At 57.2% G+C, this 23089-nt stretch carries 21 protein-coding genes and 1 pseudogene; 16 read left to right on the forward strand and 6 right to left on the reverse strand.

Annotated elements, in window-relative coordinates; all coding sequences use genetic code 11:
- Window positions 1–32: 32 nt before the first annotated feature.
- Window positions 33–641, reverse strand: a complete 609-nt coding sequence (locus PSTEL_RS03230; RefSeq protein ID WP_038693459.1) for a superoxide dismutase — start codon at window positions 639–641, stop codon at window positions 33–35.
- Between the two features lie 417 nt (window positions 642–1058).
- On the opposite strand from PSTEL_RS03230, the gene PSTEL_RS03235 reads away from it, so the two are divergent.
- The 5 genes and pseudogenes from PSTEL_RS03235 (at window position 1059) to folE (ending at window position 4516) form a co-directional block, all read left to right on the forward strand.
- Entirely contained in the window at window positions 1059–1481 is a 423-nt protein-coding gene (locus tag PSTEL_RS03235) for a GNAT family N-acetyltransferase (RefSeq protein ID WP_038693460.1), read from the forward strand.
- A 184-nt stretch (window positions 1482–1665) separates the two neighbouring features.
- Window positions 1666–2271 (forward strand): signal peptidase I, encoded by a 606-nt coding sequence (lepB, locus tag PSTEL_RS03240; RefSeq protein ID WP_052099116.1) that lies wholly within the window; start codon window positions 1666–1668, stop codon window positions 2269–2271.
- Window positions 2272–2317: 46 nt separating this feature from the next.
- Window positions 2318–3407: pseudogene (queG, locus tag PSTEL_RS03245) on the forward strand (tRNA epoxyqueuosine(34) reductase QueG); the annotation flags it as partial.
- A gap of 210 nt (window positions 3408–3617) precedes the next feature.
- The gene (locus tag PSTEL_RS03250) at window positions 3618–3869 is read left to right on the forward strand and encodes a YneF family protein (protein WP_038693463.1); all 252 of its coding nucleotides are present in this window, start codon (window positions 3618–3620) and stop codon (window positions 3867–3869) included.
- A gap of 53 nt (window positions 3870–3922) precedes the next feature.
- On the forward strand, window positions 3923–4516 hold the full coding sequence (folE, locus tag PSTEL_RS03255; RefSeq protein WP_038693464.1) for a GTP cyclohydrolase I FolE: 594 nt from the start codon (window positions 3923–3925) through the stop codon (window positions 4514–4516).
- A 219-nt stretch (window positions 4517–4735) separates the two neighbouring features.
- Here folE and PSTEL_RS03260 read toward each other — a convergent pair whose 3' ends face one another.
- Together PSTEL_RS03260 and PSTEL_RS03265 are read right to left on the reverse strand one after the other, a co-directional pair.
- Entirely contained in the window at window positions 4736–5884 is a 1149-nt protein-coding gene (locus PSTEL_RS03260) for a superoxide dismutase (protein WP_038693465.1), read from the reverse strand.
- Between the two features lie 74 nt (window positions 5885–5958).
- Window positions 5959–6990, reverse strand: a complete 1032-nt coding sequence (locus PSTEL_RS03265) for an alpha/beta hydrolase (protein WP_038693466.1) — start codon at window positions 6988–6990, stop codon at window positions 5959–5961.
- Between the two features lie 221 nt (window positions 6991–7211).
- Here PSTEL_RS03265 and PSTEL_RS03270 point away from each other — a divergent pair, with 221 nt between their 5' ends.
- Together PSTEL_RS03270 and PSTEL_RS03275 are read left to right on the forward strand one after the other, a co-directional pair.
- Window positions 7212–7958, forward strand: a complete 747-nt coding sequence (locus PSTEL_RS03270) for an IclR family transcriptional regulator (protein WP_245625061.1) — start codon at window positions 7212–7214, stop codon at window positions 7956–7958.
- Between the two features lie 120 nt (window positions 7959–8078).
- Window positions 8079–9125: a hypothetical protein gene (locus PSTEL_RS03275; protein ID WP_156995760.1), complete on the forward strand. Its 1047-nt coding sequence runs from the start codon at window positions 8079–8081 to the stop codon at window positions 9123–9125.
- A 196-nt stretch (window positions 9126–9321) separates the two neighbouring features.
- Here PSTEL_RS03275 and acnA read toward each other — a convergent pair whose 3' ends face one another.
- Entirely contained in the window at window positions 9322–12060 is a 2739-nt protein-coding gene (acnA, locus tag PSTEL_RS03280) for an aconitate hydratase AcnA (protein WP_038693469.1), read from the reverse strand.
- Window positions 12061–12356: 296 nt separating this feature from the next.
- Between acnA and PSTEL_RS03285 the strand changes: the two genes are divergently transcribed.
- From PSTEL_RS03285 to PSTEL_RS03315, 7 genes are all read left to right on the forward strand, one after another.
- Window positions 12357–13388, forward strand: a complete 1032-nt coding sequence (locus PSTEL_RS03285) for an amidase domain-containing protein (RefSeq protein WP_038693471.1) — start codon at window positions 12357–12359, stop codon at window positions 13386–13388.
- 19 nt (window positions 13389–13407) lie between these two features.
- A complete protein-coding gene (locus tag PSTEL_RS03290) occupies window positions 13408–14502 on the forward strand; it encodes a D-alanine--D-alanine ligase (protein ID WP_038693473.1) in 1095 nt (364 codons plus the stop codon).
- A 41-nt stretch (window positions 14503–14543) separates the two neighbouring features.
- On the forward strand, window positions 14544–14861 hold the full coding sequence (locus PSTEL_RS03295) for a hypothetical protein (RefSeq protein ID WP_038693475.1): 318 nt from the start codon (window positions 14544–14546) through the stop codon (window positions 14859–14861).
- The gene (gene uvsE / locus PSTEL_RS03300) at window positions 14858–15865 is read left to right on the forward strand and encodes a UV DNA damage repair endonuclease UvsE (protein ID WP_038693477.1); all 1008 of its coding nucleotides are present in this window, start codon (window positions 14858–14860) and stop codon (window positions 15863–15865) included. The genes PSTEL_RS03295 and uvsE overlap by 4 nt, the downstream gene beginning before the upstream one ends.
- 220 nt (window positions 15866–16085) lie before the next feature.
- The gene (gene fabI / locus PSTEL_RS03305; RefSeq protein ID WP_038693478.1) at window positions 16086–16856 is read left to right on the forward strand and encodes an enoyl-ACP reductase FabI; all 771 of its coding nucleotides are present in this window, start codon (window positions 16086–16088) and stop codon (window positions 16854–16856) included.
- A gap of 86 nt (window positions 16857–16942) precedes the next feature.
- A complete protein-coding gene (locus tag PSTEL_RS03310) occupies window positions 16943–17821 on the forward strand; it encodes an inositol monophosphatase family protein (RefSeq protein ID WP_038693480.1) in 879 nt (292 codons plus the stop codon).
- Window positions 17822–17848: 27 nt separating this feature from the next.
- Window positions 17849–18094 (forward strand): hypothetical protein, encoded by a 246-nt coding sequence (locus PSTEL_RS03315; RefSeq protein WP_038693482.1) that lies wholly within the window; start codon window positions 17849–17851, stop codon window positions 18092–18094.
- A 285-nt stretch (window positions 18095–18379) separates the two neighbouring features.
- Here PSTEL_RS03315 and PSTEL_RS03320 read toward each other — a convergent pair whose 3' ends face one another.
- Window positions 18380–19339, reverse strand: a complete 960-nt coding sequence (locus PSTEL_RS03320; RefSeq protein WP_038700054.1) for an MraY family glycosyltransferase — start codon at window positions 19337–19339, stop codon at window positions 18380–18382.
- Window positions 19340–19525: 186 nt separating this feature from the next.
- On the opposite strand from PSTEL_RS03320, the gene PSTEL_RS03325 reads away from it, so the two are divergent.
- Window positions 19526–20809 (forward strand): stalk domain-containing protein, encoded by a 1284-nt coding sequence (locus PSTEL_RS03325; RefSeq protein WP_038693484.1) that lies wholly within the window; start codon window positions 19526–19528, stop codon window positions 20807–20809.
- Between the two features lie 101 nt (window positions 20810–20910).
- Complete coding sequence (def, locus tag PSTEL_RS03330; RefSeq protein WP_038700056.1) at window positions 20911–21477, forward strand: peptide deformylase; 567 nt, start codon at window positions 20911–20913, stop codon at window positions 21475–21477.
- Window positions 21478–21689: 212 nt separating this feature from the next.
- On the opposite strand, the gene PSTEL_RS03335 is transcribed toward def, so the two are convergent.
- Complete coding sequence (locus tag PSTEL_RS03335; RefSeq protein WP_425415253.1) at window positions 21690–23009, reverse strand: glutamate-1-semialdehyde 2,1-aminomutase; 1320 nt, start codon at window positions 23007–23009, stop codon at window positions 21690–21692.
- Between the last annotated feature and the right edge of the window lie 80 nt (window positions 23010–23089).

A 23089-nucleotide genomic window follows, 5' to 3' on the forward strand; every position in this document is an offset into this window, starting at 1 on the left:
GATATGCGATATCCAAATATTCTGGGATTAGCTTACTTGGCCGCTTCGTAGCGCTTGCCGACAGCATCCCAGTTCACGACATTCCAGAACGCTTTGATGTAGTCCGGACGTTTGTTCTGGTATTTCAGGTAGTAGGCATGCTCCCATACATCGAGGCCGAGCAGCGGAGTCGCGCCTTCCGAAAGAGGGCTGTCCTGGTTAGGGGTGCTTGTAACAGCCAGCTTGCCGTCCTTCACGCTAAGCCAAGCCCAGCCGCTTCCGAAACGGGTGGTAGCTGCAGCGGCGAAGTCTTCCTTGAATTTCTCGAAACCGCCCAGCTCGCTGTCGATGGCTGCAGCCAGTGCGCCAGTCGGTGCGCCGCCGGCGTTCGGTCCGATGGTCTCCCAGAACAGGGAGTGGTTGGCATGTCCACCGCCATTGTTGCGTACGGCGGTACGGATGGCTTCCGGCACAGCGTCCAGATTGGAGATCAGGTCCTCGAGGCTTTTGCCTTGCAGTTCGGGTGCCTTTTCCAGCGCGGCGTTAAGATTGGTCACGTATGTGTTGTGATGTCTGTCATGATGAATTTCCATCGTCAAAGCGTCGATGTGCGGTTCAAGTGCGTCTTTTGGGTAAGGCAGTGATGGTAATTCAAAAGCCATGGAAAAATCCCTCCTGAAATGTAATGGACTTCGTATATCTCAATTAAAGCGCAATTGGAAAGAGAATGCAATACTAAACATACATTTGCGTTTAAAAAGTAAAATATCCTGATATGACGCCAAAAATTTGCCACACACTATGTAAACACCATGTTAACATTACGCAAATTTTCTGAAATCGCATGTTTTCCGACTAATATTTTCCTGAAAGATGAACAATTTTCATAAACTGCGATGTATACGCTTTCTATTAAGCGCTTTCAAGAGAAAATGGATGATATCGAGAGAATTATATGCTTTAATAGAACAGAAAGCAGGTATTCCTCGTTATTTGATGCTTTTTTCGCCCTCCGGATTATAAAGGGAACTCCTTCTTTTTGTAAAATCCAAAGCCATAGAAAAGGGAGACTGTAAAGAATGCACGTTCGTTCCTTTCAATTAAGCGATGTTAGTCAAGTAACTGAGCTGCTGCAGGCCGCCTTGTCCGAAGAGTGTTTCGAGAATACCATGGAGCCTTTTTCCAGACAACTGTCCTGGGATTCCGATCTCATTGTCGTTGCTGAAGAAGAAGGCGAAATTGTCGGAACGCTGATTGGAACTATTGAGAAAAATTATGGCTGTTACTTCCGTATTGCGATCCATCCTGATCATCGCCGCAGAGGAATCGGTAGAGGACTGGTATCGGCTATGGAGAGCAGATTTCAAGCCCGCAAAGTCCACGGCATTTATGTCGTTGGCGACGAACACAACGCGGCTGCTCTTCCATTGTACGAGGCTATGGGATATGGAGAGAATCAGATCTTCAAATCGGTGCGCAAACTGAGCATCGTAGAAGCCTAGGATAATCGGCATTACGAAAGCGGAAACATTCGCCATATATGTACTTACAGTGGAAGCCGTGGGTGGCTTTCCCTCTATTCTTCGGCATATCTCCCCTCAGTGATTGCATTGAGGCGGCGGATATGCTTTTCTATTGTTAACCGCATGGATGCGGCCCGAGTGGGAGGGATGAAAATTGCCGGATCTGGGTGAGGAATACACATCCTTCCGCAAGCGCAGCGACCGGGCGACAAGACTTCAGAGGCACCAAGCCTCGCCGGGCAGAAAGTTTAGTTCAGGGCTTAAGGAATGGGTGATTATGGTCGTGTCGGTCTTCGCCGTCATGTCGCTGCTCAATCTGTTCGTCTTCAATATTTCCATGGTCAAAGGACATTCCATGCAGCCGACGCTGTACGAAGGCGAGCGGCTGTTCATCAATAAAATCGCTCTGGCCTTCGAAAGGCCGAAGAGGGGCGATGTGATCGTGCTTCACGATCCCAGCTCAGGGCCAAGCCGCAAGGAGTACCTCGTCAAACGGGTTGTGGCCATTCCCGGCGATGTGGTGGAGGTGCGGGATCACAAGCTGTATATTAACGGAAAGCCGGGTGAGGAGCCGTACGTCGATACGGTGATCGAGGATGAGGATTTTGCCCCGGTGACGGTAGGCAAGGATCAATTCTTTGTCATGGGCGACAACCGTCATGCCGGAGCGAGCAAGGACAGCCGCTATTTCGGCGCCGTTCCGCTGGATCTGATCGTCGGGCGGGTATCATTCATTTGGTGGCCTTTATCCAAAATACACGCGCTATAAAGGGCGGCACTTGCCTGAAGGAAAGGAGGCGTAAAACTTGGACACCATGAAGCATGCAGCGTATGCGCCCCCGTCTTCCAAGTGGGAAGAATTGAAACGCGAAATCAAGGAAGCCGCGCCGGAGCTTGGCATTGACGAGATCGGATTTGCGACGGCTGAGCCTTTTCTTTTTCTGAAAAATATCCTGCAGGAGCACCGGGACAAGGGCTATGAATCCGGCTTCGAGGAGCCGGACTTGGATAAGCGCACCGTTCCCGCCCTTGTGGAGGGACAGCCGATGTCCATAATCGCGGTAGCCGTTGCCTATCCCTCCAAGATGGACAATCCGCCGAAATCGGAGCCCGGGCTGCGCCGGGGCATCCTGGCAAGGTCCGCGTGGGGCCGCGACTATCATCTGGTCCTGCGGGACGCGCTGAAGCGGCTTGAAGACTTCATTCGGGAGCGGGTGCCGGACGCCGTCATGGAGAGCATGGTCGATACCGGCGTACTCGTCGACCGGGCGGTTGCGGAGCGTGCGGGCATCGGCTTCAGCGGGAAGAACTGCTCCATCATTTCGCCGAAGATGGGCTCATGGATTTACCTTGGCGAGATGGTCACGAACCTGCCCTTCCCGCCGGATACGCCGGTTACCGAGGGCTGCGGCTCCTGCACCAAGTGCATCGACGCCTGTCCGACAGGGGCTCTGGTGGGACCGGGACAGCTGAACGCCCAAGCCTGTGTGTCGTATTTGACGCAGACCAAGGGCTTTCTGGACGAGAGCTACATGGCCAAGATCGGCAACCGCCTGTACGGGTGCGATACGTGCCAGATGGTCTGTCCCCATAACCGGGGGAAGAGCTGGCAGCAGCATCCCGAGCTCTTGCCCGATCCGGAGCAGGCCAAGCCGCTGCTGCTGCCGATCCTTGACCTCAGCAACCGCGAGTTCAAGGAGAAATTCGGCAGCAGCGCGGCGGCCTGGCGGGGCCGCAAGCCCATTCAGCGCAACGCGGTAATCGCGCTGGGCAACTTCAAGGATGCGTCAAGCGTTCCGAAGCTGGCCGAAGTGCTGCGGCATGACCCGCGTCCCGAGCTTCGCGGATCGGCGGCCTGGGCATTGGGGCGGATTGGCGGCCCGGAAGCGCTGGCGGCGCTGGAGTCAGCGCTAGACACCGAGCGCGACGAAGAGGCGCTGGCGTATGTGCGGCGGGCGAGGGAAAGCCTTGCGGGAGAAGGAAAAAACCAGTCCGATGGTGAATAAGGATAAGTGTGGAATTTCCAATTGCTGTCCAGTTCTTGAAATGCTATGATAGATTCGCGTGCGTACCCAAACATGCATGCTAGAATACAACTTTAGAGGTGGGCTCTGAATGAATATCGCACTTCCTATTATTACACTGGTTGTCGGCCTGATCGGCGGCTTCTTCATCGGTGTATTTTATTTACGGAAGCAAATGACGCGCATGCAGAACGATCCGGAGATGCTGCAGAAGGTTGCCAAGCAGATGGGATATAACTTGAACGGGAAACAGATGCAGCGTGCGCAGCAAATGATGAAGAATCAGAACTTTAGCGGCCGTGGTCCTGCCGCAGGCGGTAAAGGCTCGAAAAGAAAGAGCTAGCAATCCGCTTTCGGTTCAGTTGTCCCGGCGGAAGGAAGAAAGGAAGTAATAGCATGGGCGGCGTCAAGGATTATGTGAACGGCAGTGTAACGGCAAACCGTGAGAAGATCGAGTACCATGTCCAGAAGATATTGGAGCTGATCGGGGAAGACACGGAACGGGAAGGACTGCTCGAAACCCCCGCACGGGTAACACGGATGTATGAGGAGATATTTGGAGGCTACTCCATCGATCCCAGAGATGCGCTCGGCGTAACCTTTGACGAATCGCATGAGGAGCTTGTCATCGTCAAAGATATTGTCTATTACAGCCAGTGCGAGCATCATATGGCGCCCTTCTTTGGCAAGGTGCATATCGGATATGTGCCGAGCGGGCGCATTGCGGGACTGAGCAAGCTTGCCCGGCTGGTGGAGGCCGTTTCCCGCCGCCTGCAGGTTCAGGAGCGGATCACTACGCAGATCGCCGACATTATGGAGGAAGTGCTTCATCCGCACGGCGTTATGGTAGTGGTCGAGGGAGAGCATTTGTGCATGTGCGCCCGCGGCGTCAAGAAGCCGGGGAGCAAGACGGTTACGACGGGTGTACGCGGATGCTTCCGCGAAGACCCGGCAGCCCGCGCCGAATTCCTGTCGTTAATCAAGGAATAACCGGAGGAGGACGCCAAGCTTGCAGCACGGTATGTCCGAAACGGCGATCCATTGGATACAGAAAAAAGGGACCTGTCAGGCCGCTTGTTAAAGCGGTCTTGCGGGTCCTTTTTTCAAATATAAGACTTAATAAGTTGCTGCTTACAATAGGTCTTCTATTTCTCGGTAAACGCATGGCGTCTAAGGACGCCGTCAGGCGTTTATCCTTGGGCTGCTAAATTAATAAGGCTTCCAGGCGAGCTTGCTCGCGGCATTATACCGCTCCGATACATACGGCCAATTGACGACCTTCCACCAATCTTCGATGTAGGCGGCGCGATTGTTCTGGTGCTTCAAATAGTAGGCATGCTCCCATACGTCCAGCGCGAGCAGGGGTACGACATCCCATTGCGACAGATTCTGATGCTTCTCGGCAGTGAGAATCTCCAGTCTCCGGCTTCGCGGGCTCCAGACGAGAATGGCCCATCCTCCGCCCTCAACCTTCTCAGCAGCGGCGCTAAACTGCTTCTTGAAGGCGTCGTAGCTCCCGAAATCCCGGTCGAGCGCGGCAAGCAGGGCTCCTGTCGGGCGCCCTCCGCCCTGAGGGGACATTTCATCCCAGAAGATCGTGTGCAGATAATGCCCCGCACCGTTAAAAGCAAGCTCCCGCTCCCAATGCTTGACGAGATCGAAGTTCCCGCTCTTCCGGGCTTCGGCCAGCTTCTTCTCCGCCTTGTTCAGACCGTCCACATAGCTCTGGTGATGCTTGTCGTGATGAATCCGCATCGTCTTCTCGTCAATGTAAGGCTCCAGCGCATTGTAGGGATAGGGCAGAGGCGGCAGCTTATGCTCCCCGATCGGCACGTAAGTTTTGTCTCTCGCGCCGGAAGACTCCGCCGCAGATGTGTCGCCCGCAGCGTCACCGGCAGGAGATGCATTCCCCGAATCGTTGCGGGTCAGCCCGGTAGACGCGCCCGCGGGCCTTGTGCCGTTCAGAATGCACAGCAAATATTCGGACTCGCGGACGGAACGGGTGAAGCAGATCTCCGCAGCCTCATCCCGAGAGCTGCCGAATGCTTCCCGAAGAGAGTGCAGCTGCCGAATCCACTCGCGCGACTGCCCGGCGGCGGCCAGGGCAAGAGCCTCGGCTTCACTGTATTCGGGACTCCCGGGAGCGGCGGCCGGAGCGCCAGATTCAAGCAGTTGGCGGGCGGCGCCCTCCGTAGCACCGAAGACGGTCTCCCAGTCGCCAAGGAGCTTCACGTAGGGCTCCTGCAGGCCGGGAACGGCAAGCTTGATCAGCGCCGTGTTGTATTGCTCTTGTTTTTTCCAGAATGCAATATCCTCGAGCACGCTCACCGCAGGCGGCAAGCTAAACTCATACCCCATAACGTACAGCCCTCCCCTTTTTATTGCTTTCCTTACAGCGTATGAAGAGGAGGGTTTGTACTATGAGGGGATTGTCATTTCTGCTGCTGCTCGGCCTTTGCGGCTTGGGCCAGCGGCACATTGCTTAAGAAGGCCGAAACCCGGCGGAGATACTCACGGGAGTGTTCCCGGAAGATCAGCTCATGGTGAGAGTCCTTGACGATCCAGGAATCGGAGTACGGATTCGTCTGGTTCGCTGCCAGCTTCTCGGCAATTTCGTAAGGGGCCTTGTCATCCTCGGTTCCGTGAATGAACAGAATCGGGAAGGGATAGTCCTCAGCCTTCACCTTATTATACGGAATCTGATTCAGCGCCGTACCGTTCAGAACAGGGAAGAGCAGCTCCATGATCTCGAGGGACGGATGCCGGGGGAGATCGATATTCTGCCGGATATTATGGTAGAGCGTATCGGGCTCCAGCAGGAAGGTGCTGTCCAGAATCATGGCGTCGACGTCCTTGGTTAAGAGTCCCGTCTGGAGGGCGGTTCCCGCACCCATCGAGAAGCCCCAGACGACGATCTCCGTTGCTCCGCGCTGCTTCGCAAGCTCGACAGCGCCGAGAAGCTCGCGGGATTCCTTTTTGCCGCCGGTGGCGACATCTTTATTCGTCTGCGCGGCGAACCCGTAGTCGAACATGATCACATTGAAATTCAGCCGGTGCGCGTAGTGGGCAAGATCGTACATCGGAATCCACGATTCTTCGCGGTTGGCGCCGTAGCCGTGGCTGAACACAATCGTCTTGGTCGAGTGGTTGCCGGGAATATACCAGCCCTGAATGCGCCGGCTGCCGTCGCTGGATTGAAACGTGATATCCTCATAATCCAGGCCTTTGGCGAGCTTCGGATTGGAATACAGCGGCGCGACGCTCGGATTGGACAGCACCCAGGTAATATAGCCGTGCAGCGAAACGAAACAGAAGCCCAGGAAAAAGAACACGGATAACAGTAGTGCTACGATAATATGCTTGAAACGGATAATCCGCAGCGAGAGCTGTGGCGGCTGGTCGGTCCGGCGGCCCAGCGGGGTCGGGGAGACCGTTCTGCCTGCGCGTTGGTGTGTGAGGTCCATAAGTCTCTCTCCTAAAAGTTGCATTTCTAATCTAATCGTAGGATGACGTTTACACAAAGTCAATGAATCTCCTTCATTTGTAATGGAACTGTAAAATCGAAAGCGTGAGCCTCCGCAGGCGTGGATTAGGCTGGACATTTTGCGGACATTTGCTAAGATAAAAGGGACTCGAAAATATGTAACCGTGTTTCATATAATGAAACATGAAGGGGAGAAACCTCGTGGAGGACGATCGCAAACTAACGGTGCGCGCTGTGGAGCGCGCCCTTGATATTTTACTCTGCTTCACACAGGGAAGCGACCTCAGTCTTACGGAAATTTCGTCAGCGATCGGGCTGCACAAGAGCACGGTGCACCGGCTGCTGACGACGCTGGAGGATAAGGGCTTCCTCAGCCGCGACGCCGGAACGGAGAAGTACCGGCTCGGCATCCGCGTCTGGGAGCTGTCGACCCATCTGCCGGTGTCGGAGAATCCCGGCACGCTGCTGCTCCCGGCTATGGAGCGCCTGCGGGACCGGCTTGGCGAGACGGTCAGCCTGTACCTCAGGGACGGGCTGGAGCGCGTCCGCATCCAGGCCGTGCAGAGCAACCAGGCGATCCGGCGCGTCGCCCAGATCGGCGCCAGGCTCCCGCTGACGGTGGGAGCCTCGAGCAAGGTGCTGGCCGCCTATGCGCCAGCGGAGGTGCAGCAAGAGCTGCTGGAGTCGGAAGACTGGCCGTCTTCCGTCGACCGCCAGCGCTATGCGGAGCAACTGAAAGAAGTGCTCCGATCCGGGTACGCGACGAGCTTCGAGGAGCGCGAGCCGGGCGCGGCCGCGGTCGCCGTGCCGGTCTTCGGGCGCAGCGGCGAGCTGGCGGCCGCGCTCTCGCTGTCCGGGCCTGTCAGCCGGCTGTCGATAGAGACGCTGGCGGACTACGCCGCCGAATTGCGGGAAGCGGCGGTTGAAATGGGGTTTATGGTTCCATAATTAGCTCCGCAACCTTTCCATCTGTCCTTCGTCTACATTTATACCAAATACAGGAAGTGGAGAGGTCATATGAAAGTTCACAATATGAAAGTTCTCTTGCGATGGTTGCTCGTTTTTGTTATGGTCGCGGGATGTTGGAGCGACAGCCCCGCCGCCAGCGCGGCCTCACAGGCCTCCGGTTACAGTACAACGGATATTTACATAGTCTCCGGCAATGCCGCGCTTCTCGTGGATCATGCGGCGGATACGGTAATGCTGGCCGAGCTGCAGACCGGACGGTTCACGAAGATTCCAGTGAGCGCAGCCTCTGTGCTGGACGTCAAGGTGCTCCGGCAGCCGGACAAGATCATTCTTCTGCACAAATCAGATATCAATCAGCTAACGAAGACCGTGCTGTCTTACCAGGGACAGGTGCTCTCCAGGAACGGGATTCCGCTGAAGCTGGCAGAGGGCGACCATGTCAAATGGACGGCTCCCGCCGGAAAGGCGAAGGAACGCATTATGGTGCAGAACGGGAATATTTTTCGCCTGTACCAGTCTCCCTGGAGGCAGCCGAGCGTTACCTATGACGCCAAGCTGAGCGACGAGCGGTTCGAGTATGTCAGTGTGCTGGATTGGGACTTTCAGGGATATCCTTACCTGGCTGTGAAGTACATGGCGCAGGGCATCATGAGCGAGTATTACTGGGTCAAGACGGTCAATCTGTATACGAAAAAAGAAACCCTCTTCGACGATTTCATCACCGATGTCGAAGTATCGCTGAAGGGGGCGAAGGCGGAGGTCTACACCTCAAACGTCTATGATTCCGTATACAGCCCGGTACCGGCCAATCTGGTCCGGCCCAAGCCAAGCGATATTCAGCCGTATTATCAGTTGATCGATATCGACCGGGGAACGAAGGCTAACGTTCTGGAGGGCGTGTTCGCGGCTAATGACGACGGCGGAGGGTGGAAGACGGTTCTTGCTAACGGCCGATTGTTCGTCGGCGATCTAATGCAGCGCTCCTGGTCTCTGTATGGGGAGGACGGCGCCGTCATTGTCCGCAATCAAAGCTGGCCGGGAGAAGGCGCAGCCCGCTTTGCCGGGTATGATCCGGAACGGAAGACCGCCTTTTTCGTGGAGTATGCTGCAGGCAAGCCTTCGATTGTAGCGATTTCGGTTAAGTAGGATCGGATTGTTGTCATATGTCATAGGCAAAAGAAAGCGCGGCCCCGCATGGGAGCCGCGCTTGCCGCTTTTATTGAAAATATAAGAGTTTATAAGTTGTTGCTTACAGTAGGTCTTCTATTTCTCGGTAAATGCACGGCGTCAAAAGGACGCCGTTAGGCATTTATCCTTGGCTGATTCTTATACCGTCCGCCGCTTACTCAGCCGGCGCAGTCTCAGGAGAGGCTTCCGCCAGCATCTGGCGCAGCACTGTCTGCAGGATGCCGCCGTTGCGGTAGTAGTCGATATCGACCATGCTGTCGAGCCGCGCGGTAACCGGGAAGTCGAACTGGGTGCCGTCTTCGCGGGTAGCGGTGACGGTCAGCTCCTGGCCTGGCTGCACATCGTTGCTCAGGCCGCTGATCGTGAAGACTTCGCGGCCGGTCAGCCCGAGGCTGCCCCAGCTGGAGCCTTCCTGGAACTGAAGCGGCAGCACGCCCATGCCGACAAGGTTGCTGCGGTGAATCCGCTCGAAGCTCTCGGCAATGACGGCCTTGGCGCCCAGCAGGAAAGTGCCCTTGGCCGCCCAGTCGCGCGAGCTGCCAGTGCCGTATTCCTTGCCGGCGATGACGATCAGGTTCTGGCCGGCCGCCTGGTAGCGCATGGAGGCGTCGTAGATCGACAGCACTTCATCGCCCGGCAGGAAGGTGGTCACTCCGCCTTCCGTCCCCGGAGCGACGGCGTTGCGGATGCGGATGTTCGCGAACGTTCCGCGCATCATGACCTCATGGTTGCCGCGGCGGGAGCCGTAGGAGTTGAAATCCTTGCGGGCAACGCCATGCTCGCTGAGGTACAGCCCCGCAGGACTCGAAGTGGAAATGTTGCCGGCAGGCGAAATATGGTCGGTCGTGACGGAATCGCCCAGCAGGGCAAGCACGCGCGCCTGGTTGATGTCAGCGATATCGGCAAGGCCGTCCGCCAAATTCTCGAAGAACGGCGGATTCTGGATGTAGGTGGATTCTCCGTCCCACTCGTACAGCTCGCCTTCAGGCACAGGGATGGAGTTCCAGCGCTCGTTGGCTGTAAAGACGTTCTCGTATTTGCGGCGGAACATTTCCGGGCTGACAGATCCTTGAATCGCTTCGCGAATCTCGGCGCTGGTCGGCCAGATGTCCTTCAGGTAGACCGGCTCTCCCTGCGGATCGTAGCCGATCGGATCGTTCTGCAGGTCGATGTTGACCGTGCCCGCGAGCGCATAAGCGACAACGAGCGGCGGAGAAGCGAGATAGTTCGCCTTGACCTGCGCATGCACGCGTCCCTCGAAGTTCCGGTTGCCGGAGATGACTGCGGCGACGGTCATGTCATTCTCGGCGACCGCCTGGGCAACCTCATCCGGCAGCGGGCCGGAGTTGCCGATGCAGGTGGCGCAGCCGTAGCCGGCCACGTAGAAGCCGAGCTCTTCCAGCGGCTCCAGCAGCCCTGCCTTGACCAGGTATTCGGTCACGACGAGCGAACCCGGGGTCAGCGAGCTCTTCACATAGCCCGGCTTGGTCAGGCCACGTTCCACAGCCTTCTTCGCCAGCAGGCCTGCGCCTAGCATAACGCTCGGATTGGACGTGTTCGTACAGCTCGTAATGGCCGCAATGACGACTGCGCCGGTAGTCAGCTCGCTGGTTGTTCCGTTCTTGTGGGCAACCTGCACCTTCTGGGCAATCTTCTCGTCGCTGAGGCCGTATCCGCCCTGGGCAACAGGTGTGCGAATGATGCCTTCGAAGTTCTCCTTCATCTGGGAGAGCTCGATCCGGTCCTGCGGACGCTTCGGTCCGGCAAGGGACGGCACGACCGAAGCCAGATCCAGCTCGATCGTATCGGTGAACACCGGGTCCGGCGTATCCGAGGTGCGGAACAATCCTTGCGCTTTGTAATAGTTCTCGACAAGCTCTACCAGCTCGTCGGGACGTCCCGTATTGCGCAGGTAGAACAGCGTTTCGTCGTCGACCGGGAAGAAGCCGATCGTCGCGCCGTACTCCGGCGCCATGTTGGCAACCGTCGCGCGGTCGGCCAGGCTGATGTTCGCAAGTCCCGGGCCGTAGAATTCGACGAATTTGCCGACAACGCCCTTCTTGCGGAGCATCTGGGTAACAGTCAGCGCAAGGTCGGTTGCCGTCGCGCCTTCCATGAGGCTGCCTGTCAGCTTGAAGCCGATAACGTCAGGCGTTACGAAGTAGAGCGGCTGTCCGAGCATGCCGGCTTCGGCCTCGATGCCGCCGACGCCCCAGCCGACAACGCCAAGGCCGTTGATCATCGTCGTGTGGGAGTCCGTGCCAACGAGCGAGTCCGGATAGACAACAGTCTCGCCGTCAACAGTCTTGGTCGCGGCAACGGAAGCCAGGTATTCCAGGTTGACCTGGTGCACGATCCCCGTCGCCGGCGGAACGGCGCGGAAGTTGTTGAACGCCGTCTGCGCCCACCGGAGGAAGCGGTAGCGTTCTTCGTTGCGTTCGAATTCAACGTTCATATTGTATTCCAGCGCGTCGCTTGTGCCGAAAGCATCAACCATAACGGAGTGGTCGATGACGAGATCGACCGGCACGAGCGGATTGATCTTCTTGGGATCGCCGCCTGCTTTCTTCACGGTGTCGCGCATAGCGGCCAGGTCCACGACAACCGGCACGCCGGTGAAGTCCTGAAGCACGATGCGTGCCGGGATGAAGGGAATTTCCTTGCCGCGGTCGATATCGCCCGCCCAGCCTGCAATCTGCTTCACATGCTCTTCCGTGATCGCTCTGCCGTCAAACTGGCGGACAGCAGCCTCAAGCAGCACTTTAATGGAGAAAGGGAGGGAGGAAATGTTGCCGAGTCCTTGCTGCTCCAATGCTTGAAGATCGAAGTAGCGGTAAGTCTTGCCGCCCGACTCGAAAGTGCGGCCCAGATTAAAGTAATCCTTGCTTGGCATGTATGTGCCTCCTTGTTTCATCTAATGAAACCATATTTCATAATCATCTCTAAAACTAAGTATAACGGTTACAGTAGGGGGAGTAAAGTTATTTCCCTCACTTTTAATAGGAAAATTCAGCACAATTATGATTGTTCCAAGGGTCGCCCGATCATGCCGCCTGCCAGCGCCTCATATACATGTATCGGCGGGCTTCTGCCGTGGCATCCGGGGCCGGAACCGGGCCGTAAATACGCCGGACTGCGGCAAACTGTGAGGCAACAATGCGCGGAAAGGATATGGGGGGAGGAAAGGGCATGACGGCAATAGAGCAGAACTGGAAGCGGACACTGTATATGTACGTCGATCAGTGCAACAAGAGCAAAGTAGCTCCGGAAACGGAGATTTACACCGGTTCTTTGGCGGCCGCCGGCGCCGGAGCGGGGCAGCGGGAGAGGGGACGGCGGCTGGCGGATTGGTATGCCGAACGGGAGATTACGCCCCGCCGCTGCGAGACGGGAGTCAAGGTGCTGTCAGCTGTAGCGCGTTTCCCCGGCGAGATATCGGCCGTGGCCGAGCTGCACAGCGCGTTTTTTTATGAAAAGGGAGGGATTGTCCACCGGGAGGACAGGGTCGAGCGGGAACTGCTCGCATTCTCCTATGACAGTGACGGCAACTGGCAGCTTCATGAAGCTGAAAGGCATTTGCCCGAGCGCCGGTCGCCGGGACAATTTGAGGGAAGGCTGCCGGCAGGAATGCCTGACTACGGGCGGGATGAATACCGGCCTTCTCTGCCGGGTCCGCTCTTGAGCCGCAAGGTGACCGGAATCTCGTCCCGGGAGATCCGCTATCGCAGGGAAGACGCGGCGATGTATGCCGACCGCTGGTGGGATGGATTCAATCCGGAATTCGAAACTTTTGCGGTGGATTGCACGAACTATGTGTCCCAATGTATCTTTGCAGGGGGGGCACCGATCAACTATACTGGTAAAAGAGAAACGGGCTGGTGGTATAAAGGCTATATCGGCGGACGGGAAGAATGGAGCTTCAGCTGGGCCGTGTCGGACAGTCTGCGGCGCTATCTGGACGGAGAGCGCCGCACCGGGCTCCGCGCGGAAGCGGTGGAAAGCCCGCAGCAGCTTATGCTCGGAGACGTCATTCAGTACGACTGGGACGGGAACGGACGCTTTCAGCACAGCACGATCGTCACGGCGTTCGATGCCGGCGGCATGCCGCTGGTCAACGCACACACGGTGCCTAGCCGCCACCGTTATTGGGATTACAAGGATTCCTATGCCTGGACCGACAGAACGGTGTATCGTTTTTTTCACATTTATGATTACTTATGATCCGGAAAGAGGTTAAGGAATGGAACAAGCAAAATTGACGGTGGGTTTGGCATACGGCGGAAAATCGGGAGAGCACGAGGTGTCGCTGCAGACCGCTTTCGCCGTTATGAACGCCTTTGATTACGATAAATACGAGATCATCCCTTTTTATATCAGCAAGCAGGGACTGTGGAAGATCGGCGGGAAGCTTGAGGCCCCGATGCCCAAGCTGGAGCAGCTGAAGCTGGAGGAGATTCCGGTCGATACCGGCAAGGCGCTTAATGCCGTATTCAGCGGTCTTGAAGGAGGAGAACGGGAGATCGACGTCATGTTCCCGCTGCTCCACGGAACGAACGGCGAGGACGGCACAATCCAGGGGCTGTTCGAGATGGCGAATATCCCGTATATTGGCGCCGGAGTGCTGGCCTCCGCGGCCGGAATGGATAAAGTGGTCATGAAGAAGCTGTTCTCGGATGCCGGTCTTGACCAGTGCAAATACTGCTACTTCAGCGCGGATGCGTGGAAAAGAAAGAGCCACGACCTGATCGTGGACGTCGAGGACCAGCTTGGCTATCCAGTGTTCATCAAGCCCGCGAATCTGGGCTCCAGCGTCGGCATCTCCAAAGCGTCGGACAAGGAAAGTTTCATTAAGGCTGTAGAGACCGCCTTCCGCTACGATACCAAGGTGATTGTCGAGGAATTCGTCGACGCCCGCGAGCTGGAGGTCAGCGTACTGGGAAATGACGAACCTGAGGCCTCCGTTCCCGGTGAAATCGTGTCTTCCGGCGAATACTATGATTACGCGGCCAAGTATCTCGACGGCAAGTCGCAGATGCTGATCCCGGCTCCCGTCGATCCCGAGACTGCGGATCATCTGCGCGAGCTGGCGGTTGCAGCCTTCCGCGCCATTGAAGGCAGCGGCATAACGCGCGCCGATTTTTTCCTCCGCAAATCCGACGGTCGGCTTCTGATCAATGAAGTCAATACGATGCCGGGCTTCACGCCTTTCAGCATGTATCCGCTGCTGTGGCGCGAGACAGGCGTCTCTTATCGCACCCTGCTGGACCGTATGATTGAGCTAGCGCTTGAACGCTACCAAATCAAGCAGAGCCTGCATTACGACAAGGAGCAATAATTGAAGGTGCAGGCATAACGCCCCGAAAAGGAGAATCAGCTATGGGATTTCAAACGGAATTCAATTCAGTCTGTAAATTCAAGAATGAGCAGGAACTGTACGAACTGATGGAGTACGGACGCTGCAAAATGCTGAAGCAGGGCTTCCGGGTATATCCGACCGGGCAGAAGGTGATCGCCTACACGCCGGATAATACGGCTGTGGCCATTGTGAAGATCTCGGCGTCCATCGCCGAGATCAACTTTCAGGGCCATGAGGTGACGGCGGTTGAAATGGAACTGGTCCGCAAGCTTAACGAAGAAGAGTCCAGAGTTCAGACGGCGCTGGCCTACGAAATGTTCTTCGGGGAGCACGAATGATCGTCCGATTCGGCTATGTCGCCATGTCGACCGTGCTTAAGGACTGCTCCCCGTCCAGGACGATGACCATGGCTTCTTTTAGCAAGCTGGTGGACCGCGAAGCGGCGCTGAACCGGCTGGAGAGCATCGCCCGGGAGAATCTGCACAATACGCTGAGGCTGCTGAAGCATAACCGTGCGTCGGACATCAAGGTATACCGGATGACGTCGAAGCTTGTCCCGCTCGCCACCCATCCGGAGCTGCAGGACTGGCATCCCCTGGAGTCGCTGGCAGACGACTTCTTGGAGGTGGGCCGCTACATCACGGATCACGGCATGCGGGTGTCTTTCCATCCCGACCATTTCACCGTGCTGAGCACACCCCGGCCCGAGGTGCTTAAGAGCTCGGTCCGGGACCTGAGGCATCATACCGACATGCTGCATGCCATGGGGCTGAACGCCACGGCGAAGAACAATATCCATATCGGCGGCGCCTATGGGGACAAGCCCTTGGCCGCCGCCAGGTTCATCCGGAATTTCCGTGAGCTTCCGCCGGACATCCAGACCCGGATTACGCTGGAGAATGACGACAAGACATTTAATGCGGTGGAGACGCTGGAGGCATGCAAGGCGCTTGAGCTGCCGATGGTGCTGGATATTCACCATCAATGGGTGAATAATGCAGGCGAAGCGCCCTGGGAACTGTGGCGGGACATTCAGGAGACTTGGCGGACGCCGCTCGCCCGGACGGACGTTCCGGAGGGGCATCCGCTTCCTCCCAAGATTCACGTCTCAAGCCCGAAGAGCGTGAATGACCCCCGCAGCCATGCCGACCTCGTGGACCCGGCTCCGCTGCTGGCGTTTCTACGGAGAATTGCAGCGGATACGGAGGCGGTCGATGTTATGATCGAAGCCAAGGCGAAGGACGGAGCCTTATTCAGTCTGATGGAGGCGCTGAAGGAGATGGCGGAGCCGGGAAGCGGCATTGCCATACTGGACGGGGCAACGGTAGAGATCACATCTTAGGCCCGTCCGCGCCGGCGGGAGATTGGACAAGCCCGTCTTCTTCCGGCGCCTTGCCTGAAGCGGCCCAATAATTGCCCCGCTCGTAAAATACGGGCAAGCTGTCCTCTTGATTGTCGCTGTTAAATAAGTTACTTTGAACTAAACCGAATTAAAACCAATTTGAACCTGAATGAATCCGGGATACCCCGAATACGGACAACATCCAAAGGAGTATGAAAATATGGGAGAACTGCTAAACGGAAAAAACATCGTCGTCATGGGAGTGGCCAACGACCGGAGCATCGCTTGGGCGATTGCCAAGAGCCTGTCCGAACAGGGAGCCCGCCTTGCCTTTACATATGAAAGCGAACGTGTGGAAGGACGGGTGCGCAAGCTGGCTGAGACTCTTCCTGGTTCTCTGATCCTGCCGTGCAACGTAACGGTGGATGAAGACATCGACAAGCTGGCGGAGCAGCTGAAAGAAGAATTCGGCGTCCTGCATGGCATCGTGCACAGCATCGCCTTCGCCAAGGGCGAGGATCTGGAAGGCCGCTTTGCCGACACGTCCCGCTCGGGCTTTGCGCTGGCTCATGACATCAGCGCCTACTCGCTGGTGGCGGTTGCCCAGCGTCTGCATCCCCTCATGACGGAGGGCGGCTCGATTCTGACCATGACTTATATGGGCTCGGAGCGCGTTATGCGCAATTATAACGTCATGGGTGTCGCCAAGGCGGCGCTTGAGGCTTCGGTGCGCTACCTGGCCAGCGATCTGGGACCGGACAATATCCGGGTCAACGCTGTTTCGGCAGGGCCGATCCGCACGCTGGCTGCCAAGGGCATCAGCGATTTCAACTCGATCCTTCGTGTGGTCGAGGAGAAGGCGCCGCTCCGCCGCGGAACCGACGTGGCTGAAGTCGGCGATACAGCAATGTTCCTCATGAGTCATCTGTCGCGGGGCATTACCGGAGAAGTCATTTACGTGGACGGCGGTTATCATATCATCGGCGGCTAGCCTGCGTGCCGGGCAAAGTTCCCTTTCGACTTGCTTGGAGGGGGCCTGAACACCGGCTAACAAGTTTAAGAAAGCGGTGTGTGAAGATGAGTTCTTTAACTCCTAACAGCGGCAACGAACGGGAGCCTTATGTGGTAACGGGCAAAGGCTACACGGCGGTGGCCGTCAACGCGGCGGCCAAAGCCGGCGAGTATATCAAGAGCAGACAGGGAACGATTAAAGAGCTGGGGACCAAATCCTCGGCTCAGGACCTGGTGACGGAAGTGGATAAGGGCGCTGAGATCATGATCCGCCGGCTGGTGAAGACGCATTATCCCGACCATGAAATTCTCGGCGAGGAAGGGGTAGAGCCCGGTGCAGCCGGGGTCGCCGCAGCGCTGGAGCTTGCCAAGGACAAGGAGCTTCTATGGATCGTCGACCCTGTTGACGGAACGACCAACTATGTACACGGCTTTCCTTTCTATGCCGTATCGATCGCTCTTGCCGTACGCGGGGAGCTGACGGTCGGCGTAATCTACGATCCGGTGCGGGACGAGATGTTCGTGGCTGAGAAGGGAAAAGGCGCGTATGTGCATGGCGTCAAGACGTCGGTCTCCAAAGAAAGCTCGCTCGAGGAGAGCTTGATGGCGGTCGGCTTCCCGCCGGACCGCAGCTTCGCGCAGCCGGTTAACCTGGCCGGTTTGCAGTCCATTCTGCCGAAGGTTCGCGGCATACGCGCCGGAGGTTCGGCGGCTCTGCACCTCGCCTATGTGGCGGCGGGCCGGGTCAGCGGGTACTATGAGGTCGGACTTAGCCCTTGGGATTCCGCGGCAGGCGTCCTTCTTATCACGGAGTCGGGCGGCAAGGTGACGGATACGCTGGGCCGTCCGTACAGCATTGCGACCCGCAACATCGTAGCCAGCAACGGACTTATCCATGATGACATCCTGTCTTCACTGAAGGAAGGGCAAGCGACCGGATTCTAACCTATCGTGAAGGAGGCAAATCTTCGGATGGACGAGAAAAAGGAAGAGCTGGAACGGCGGTTGAGTGAAATGCTGACTGAAGGAGAGCTTGAACGGAGCGAGCGGGAGGAACGGAAGCTTCGCCAAATTTCACCGCAGTATGAGATTCGCATCCAGACTTCGCTGGACCCGATCGTGGAGGAGACGCACCGGTACCGGATGATCGGTCAAGAGCTGGACGACCGTTACGACAAGTATCTGGAGCGGACGAAGAAGCGGAAGGAAGAGAGCTGAATCTCATTGAAGGCTGCTGAGAAATCCAATATTCTCCCATGCAAGAAGGCCGCTGTCGCTGCCTAAGGACGCGGACGGAATCGGGCCGGAGAGGGAAGAGGATGGATTTCCGCAGCGCTCAGTCACAAAAGAGGGGTTGTCCCATAGGTCACACTAAGTGACCCCGGGACAGCCCCGTTTTTAATTGGATTAAAAAAAAGTAATCGCTTGATAGTTGAGACAGCCCCGCAGCTCAACCGGTCTTTGCCGGCTGGCCTGCGGGGCATGTTTATATCCGGACGGACATCAGCTCTGGATTAGCAGCAAAATGATGGAGGACAGACTGAGGCAGACGCTGACGAGACACAGCACGAGCAGAGCTTGCTTATGGCTTAGCCCGGCTTTGAGCAGCCGGTAGTGTGCCTGGCTGGCATCGGCCTGGTAGATGGCCTTACCCTGCACAAAACGTTTGACGACCACAAATATGTTGTCAAAAATAGGAACGCCCAGCGCCAGAATCGGAATGAACAGCGACAGTACCGTTGCCTGCTTGAAGGCGCCGTCCAGGGCGATGACCGCCAGAATAAAGCCGAGGAAGGTGGCGCCGGCATCTCCCATAAAGACTTTGGCCGGTGGCTTGTTGTAATGCAGATAAGCCAGCGTTACGCCGATCAGGATGATCGCCATGAGGGCGGAGGCCGACTGGCCCATCGCCAGAGCGACGATGAACAGCGTTACAGCCGAAATGGCGGTCAGACCTCCCGCGAGGCCGTCCAGTCCGTCCGAGAAATTAATAACCGTTGTAACGCCGAAGATCCACAGAATCGTCAGGATGAATTGCAGGAACTCCGGAAGCACCATATACACGCCCGAGAACGGATTGTAGAAGCCTGTAAAGGCGATGCCGGAAGCATAGACCAGAACAGCGGCGGACATCTGGATGATCATCTTGGGAAGCGCGGGGAAATCCCGGCCCTTTGTTTTGTACCAATCATCGATCGTGCCGATTGTAAGCAGCAGAATACCGCCGCCGAACAGCGCGCCCGTCTTCCAGGAGAAATCACGGGTGAACACCAGGTAGGCGATGAAGAAGCCGGCGAATATCGCATAGCTTGCAGTCAGCGGAATGGGTTCTCTATGTATTTTGCGCTCGACGTCTCGGCGCGGCTTGTCCACGAAATCAAGCCGGAACGCGAGCCTGCCGAGAGGAGGGATCAGCAGATAGACAATGGCATAGGACAGGATAAATGACAATACATATAAAATGGGGATCACCGCCTGTATAAGGATGCATGTACCCGAATTATACCACTCGGAATGAGACGCTGTCGATTTTCGCCACCGGAAGACGGCTCCGCGAAGGCCCCTGGAACAAGATGGTCTCTTCGAGTCTACCTTTATCGGAAACCGAATGATAGAATGAAAGAATCTTAATAAAGGTGGAGGGGTATCATGATCCGTACGCATGGCAAATGGAGAGCGGCTGGCTGCCTGCTGCTTGTCTTTATACTGAGCTTCGGAGCCCAGGGGGCCTACGCGGCCGCTTCGCCCGTCACAGCGGCGTCTGCGGCGCCGGAGACACTGGGTATCGTTACGCTCGGCGATTCGATTACAGCCGGCTACGAGCCTGGCATGACGCTGAATTCGCAGGCTTACGGCTATTCGGAACGGCTGCTGGAGCAGGCCTGGTTCCACGGACAGCGGGCCACGCTTGGCAACTACGGCATTCTGGGGCTGACCACAGCCGGGCTCCGCAACTATACGGCCGCTCTCAAGGACGGAACAACCATCAGTGCAAGCACGATACAGCCGGGCATCTCCGATCCGCGGATGGATGATTTCGCGGCCAAGGCGGCTCAGACGAAGGCCGATCTTGCCGGCGCGAAGCTGATCGCCATCACGATCGGCGGCAATGATGTCAGCAGCCTGCTGCTGGATGCCAAAAATCTGACGGACGCCGAATTGCAGGCACGGGTTCAGCAGATGCTGGCATCCTACACGACGAACGTCACCGCCGCCCTGGAGAATATCCGGGCGATCAATCCGACCGCTACGATTATACTGGCAGACCAGTATCAGCCTGTGCCAAGTCTCTATGCCGGGTCCAGTTACAGCAAGCTGATGAGCGCAGCGGCAAGCTTCACCCAGACGACCGACGCACTGGTTCAGCAAGTTACACGCACCGACGCCCCTGTGCTGGTGGCGCATGTGGCCGCCCGGTTCGCCGGGCAGGAGAGCTCGCTGACGCATATTATCTCGCATACCGATTTTCACCCGACGCAGCTCGGATATGAGACGATCGCGAAGGTCTTCACCGAAATGCTCTGGGGCGACTACCGGGTGCCCAGCACGTTCCTGACGGCGACGGCCTCCCCGCGTCCGATGACGATTGTAGTGAACGGAACCGAACTGAACACGCCGAACAAGCCGATCAACAAGGGCGGACAGAACTTTCTGCCGCTGGCCGATATTGTGAAAGCAATGGGAGCGTCAGGCACCTGGGACAATAAAACGTCCAGCGCGACCATTGTATACAGCGGACGCACCGCCGTCATTACGATCGGCTCCAAGACGATGACGGTGAACGGCCAGAAGGTTCAGGTCGTAGGCCCGGCGTTCTTGCAGAAGAGCGGCAAGGAAGTCAAAACCTACCTGCCGCTGGCGGCTCTTGCCTCCGGACTCGGATTTGATGTTCAGTACAGCGCGCAGCTGCGTACCGCTTTTATAAATCCTTAAATATAGTAATCCTAGAACAGGCGCGCCTGTAATAACAATTGAAGTAAAGGTGGAGAAGAACGTTGTCTCAGGCATATTTTAAACGGGATTATGTATTGACCATGGATGATATCGTAAGGGAGGGGCATCCGGCGCTGCGCGAGGTCACGAAGCCGGTACCGATGCCGTTGTCGCAGGAGGACCGCGATTCGCTGCACTGCATGCTGCAATTCCTGAAGAACAGCCAGGACGAGGAGCTGGCCGAGAAGTATAAGCTCCGGTCGGGCGTCGGCCTGTCGGCCAACCAGGTCGGGCTGAACAAGCGGATGTTCGTGATGTACACCTCCGACGAGCAGGGACGTCTGCATGAGTATGCCCTGGTCAATCCCAAAATCGTCAGCCATTCAGTCTCCATGATCTATTTGCCGGAGAGCGAAGGCTGCCTGTCGGTCGACCGCCCGATTCAGGGCTTCGTGCCGCGTTATGAGTCAGTGAAGATAAAAGCCTATGATCTGTGCAAGGAGCAGGCGGTACTGTTGAAATTCAAGGGCTACACCTCGATCGTTATTCAGCATGAAATGGATCACCTTGACGGCGTCATGTTCTATGACCGGATCAATCAGGAGAACCCCTTCAAGCTTCCGCCGAATGTGCCGATTCGCAGTCTGTACAGCTCCAGAGAAGAGTAGCAGGGGATTTGCAAAACAAAGAATAATTTTCAGCAAACACGTGTAAATTACAACTAAGGCGGCTGCCGCATCCTGAGGGAACGGCGGCCGTTTTTGCGCGATGTTTAATCTTATCCTCATGGCATAAAAAGAACGCCGGCCTCGCAGGACATTCCGAATGTCTCTGCACAGCCGGCGTCTGCCGTGAAGCGGCTTCCCGTGAGCGGGAAGCTTTAGCGTTCTTCCTTCATGGCGCGGAAGGAAGCCTCGGCCGCCTCCAGGGTGGCGTCGATATCTTCGTCGGTGTGAGCGGTGGTCAGGAACCAGGCCTCGTATTTCGAAGGGGCCAGATTGACGCCGCGCTCCAGCATGTGGCGGAAGAAGCGGCCGAATGCCTCTCCGTCCGTATCCTGCGCCTCGTCATAATTCGTGACCGGGTGATCGCAGAAATGGGTGGAGAAGGAGCCGCGGATGCGGTTGATCGTCAGCGGGATGCCATGCCGCGCGGCCGATTCACCCAGGCCGTCCGTCAGCCGGATCGCGAGCCGCTCCATCTCTTCGTATACGCCCTCTCCCTGGAGAACCTCCAGGCAGGCGATGCCAGCCGAGATGGATGCCGGGTTGCCGGCCATCGTTCCGGCTTGGTAGGCCGGTCCAAGAGGCGCAACCTGGTCCATGATCTCCTTGCGGCCGCCGTAAGCTCCGATGGGGAGGCCGCCGCCGAAGATTTTACCCATCGCCGTCAGATCCGGGATGATCTCGTCATGATTTGCAAGGCCCGCGTAGTTCTGCGCGCCGCCGTAGTGGAAGCGGAAGTTCGTAATGACTTCGTCATAAATAACCAGGGAGCCGTTGTCATGCGCCAGCTTGCACATGCCCTCCAGGAAGCCCGGCTTCGGCATAACCATGCCGAAGTTGCCGACGATTGGCTCGACCATGACGGCTGCGATGTCGTCGCCCCACTTGTCGAGCGCCTCGCGCAGCCCGTCCAGGCTGTTGAAGGGAACGGTGATGACTTCGTGGGCGATGCTGACCGGGATGCCGGCGCTGTCCGGGATGCCGAGCGTCGATGGGCCGGAGCCAGCGGCGACGAGCACGAGGTCGGAGTGGCCGTGGTAGCAGCCGGCGAATTTCAATATTTTGCTCCGTCCGGTGTAGGCCCGGGCCACGCGGATTGTGGACATGACGGCCTCGGTGCCGGAGTTGACGAACCGGACCTTGTCCAGCGACGGGATCGCTTCTTTGATCATCTTGGCAAGCGTGATCTCAAGCTCTGTCGGTGTACCATAGAGCACACCGTTCTGGGCGGCTTTGGTGATGGCGGCCGTGATATGCGGGTGGGCGAAGCCGGTAATGACGGGGCCGAACGCCGCGAGATAATCGATGTAGCGGTTGCCGTCCGCATCCCAGAAATAAGCGCCCGAGGCGCGTTCCATGAAGACGGGAGCGCCGCCGCCTACCGCTTTGTAGGAGCGGGAGGGGCTGTTGACGCCGCCAACTATGTGCTGGAGCGCTTCCTGGTACAGTTGTTCGGATTTGGAGTGGTTTAGCATTTGGGTCATCCTTTCGATTGTCGGCGCATGAGGAAGCGGGCGGCCGGCGGTCGTCCCGCCGTACTCCGCCCGCTTGCCGG

Origin of the sequence: Paenibacillus stellifer, from assembly GCF_000758685.1 — a bacterium.
Lineage (GTDB): Bacteria > Bacillota > Bacilli > Paenibacillales > Paenibacillaceae > Paenibacillus_AQ > Paenibacillus_AQ stellifer.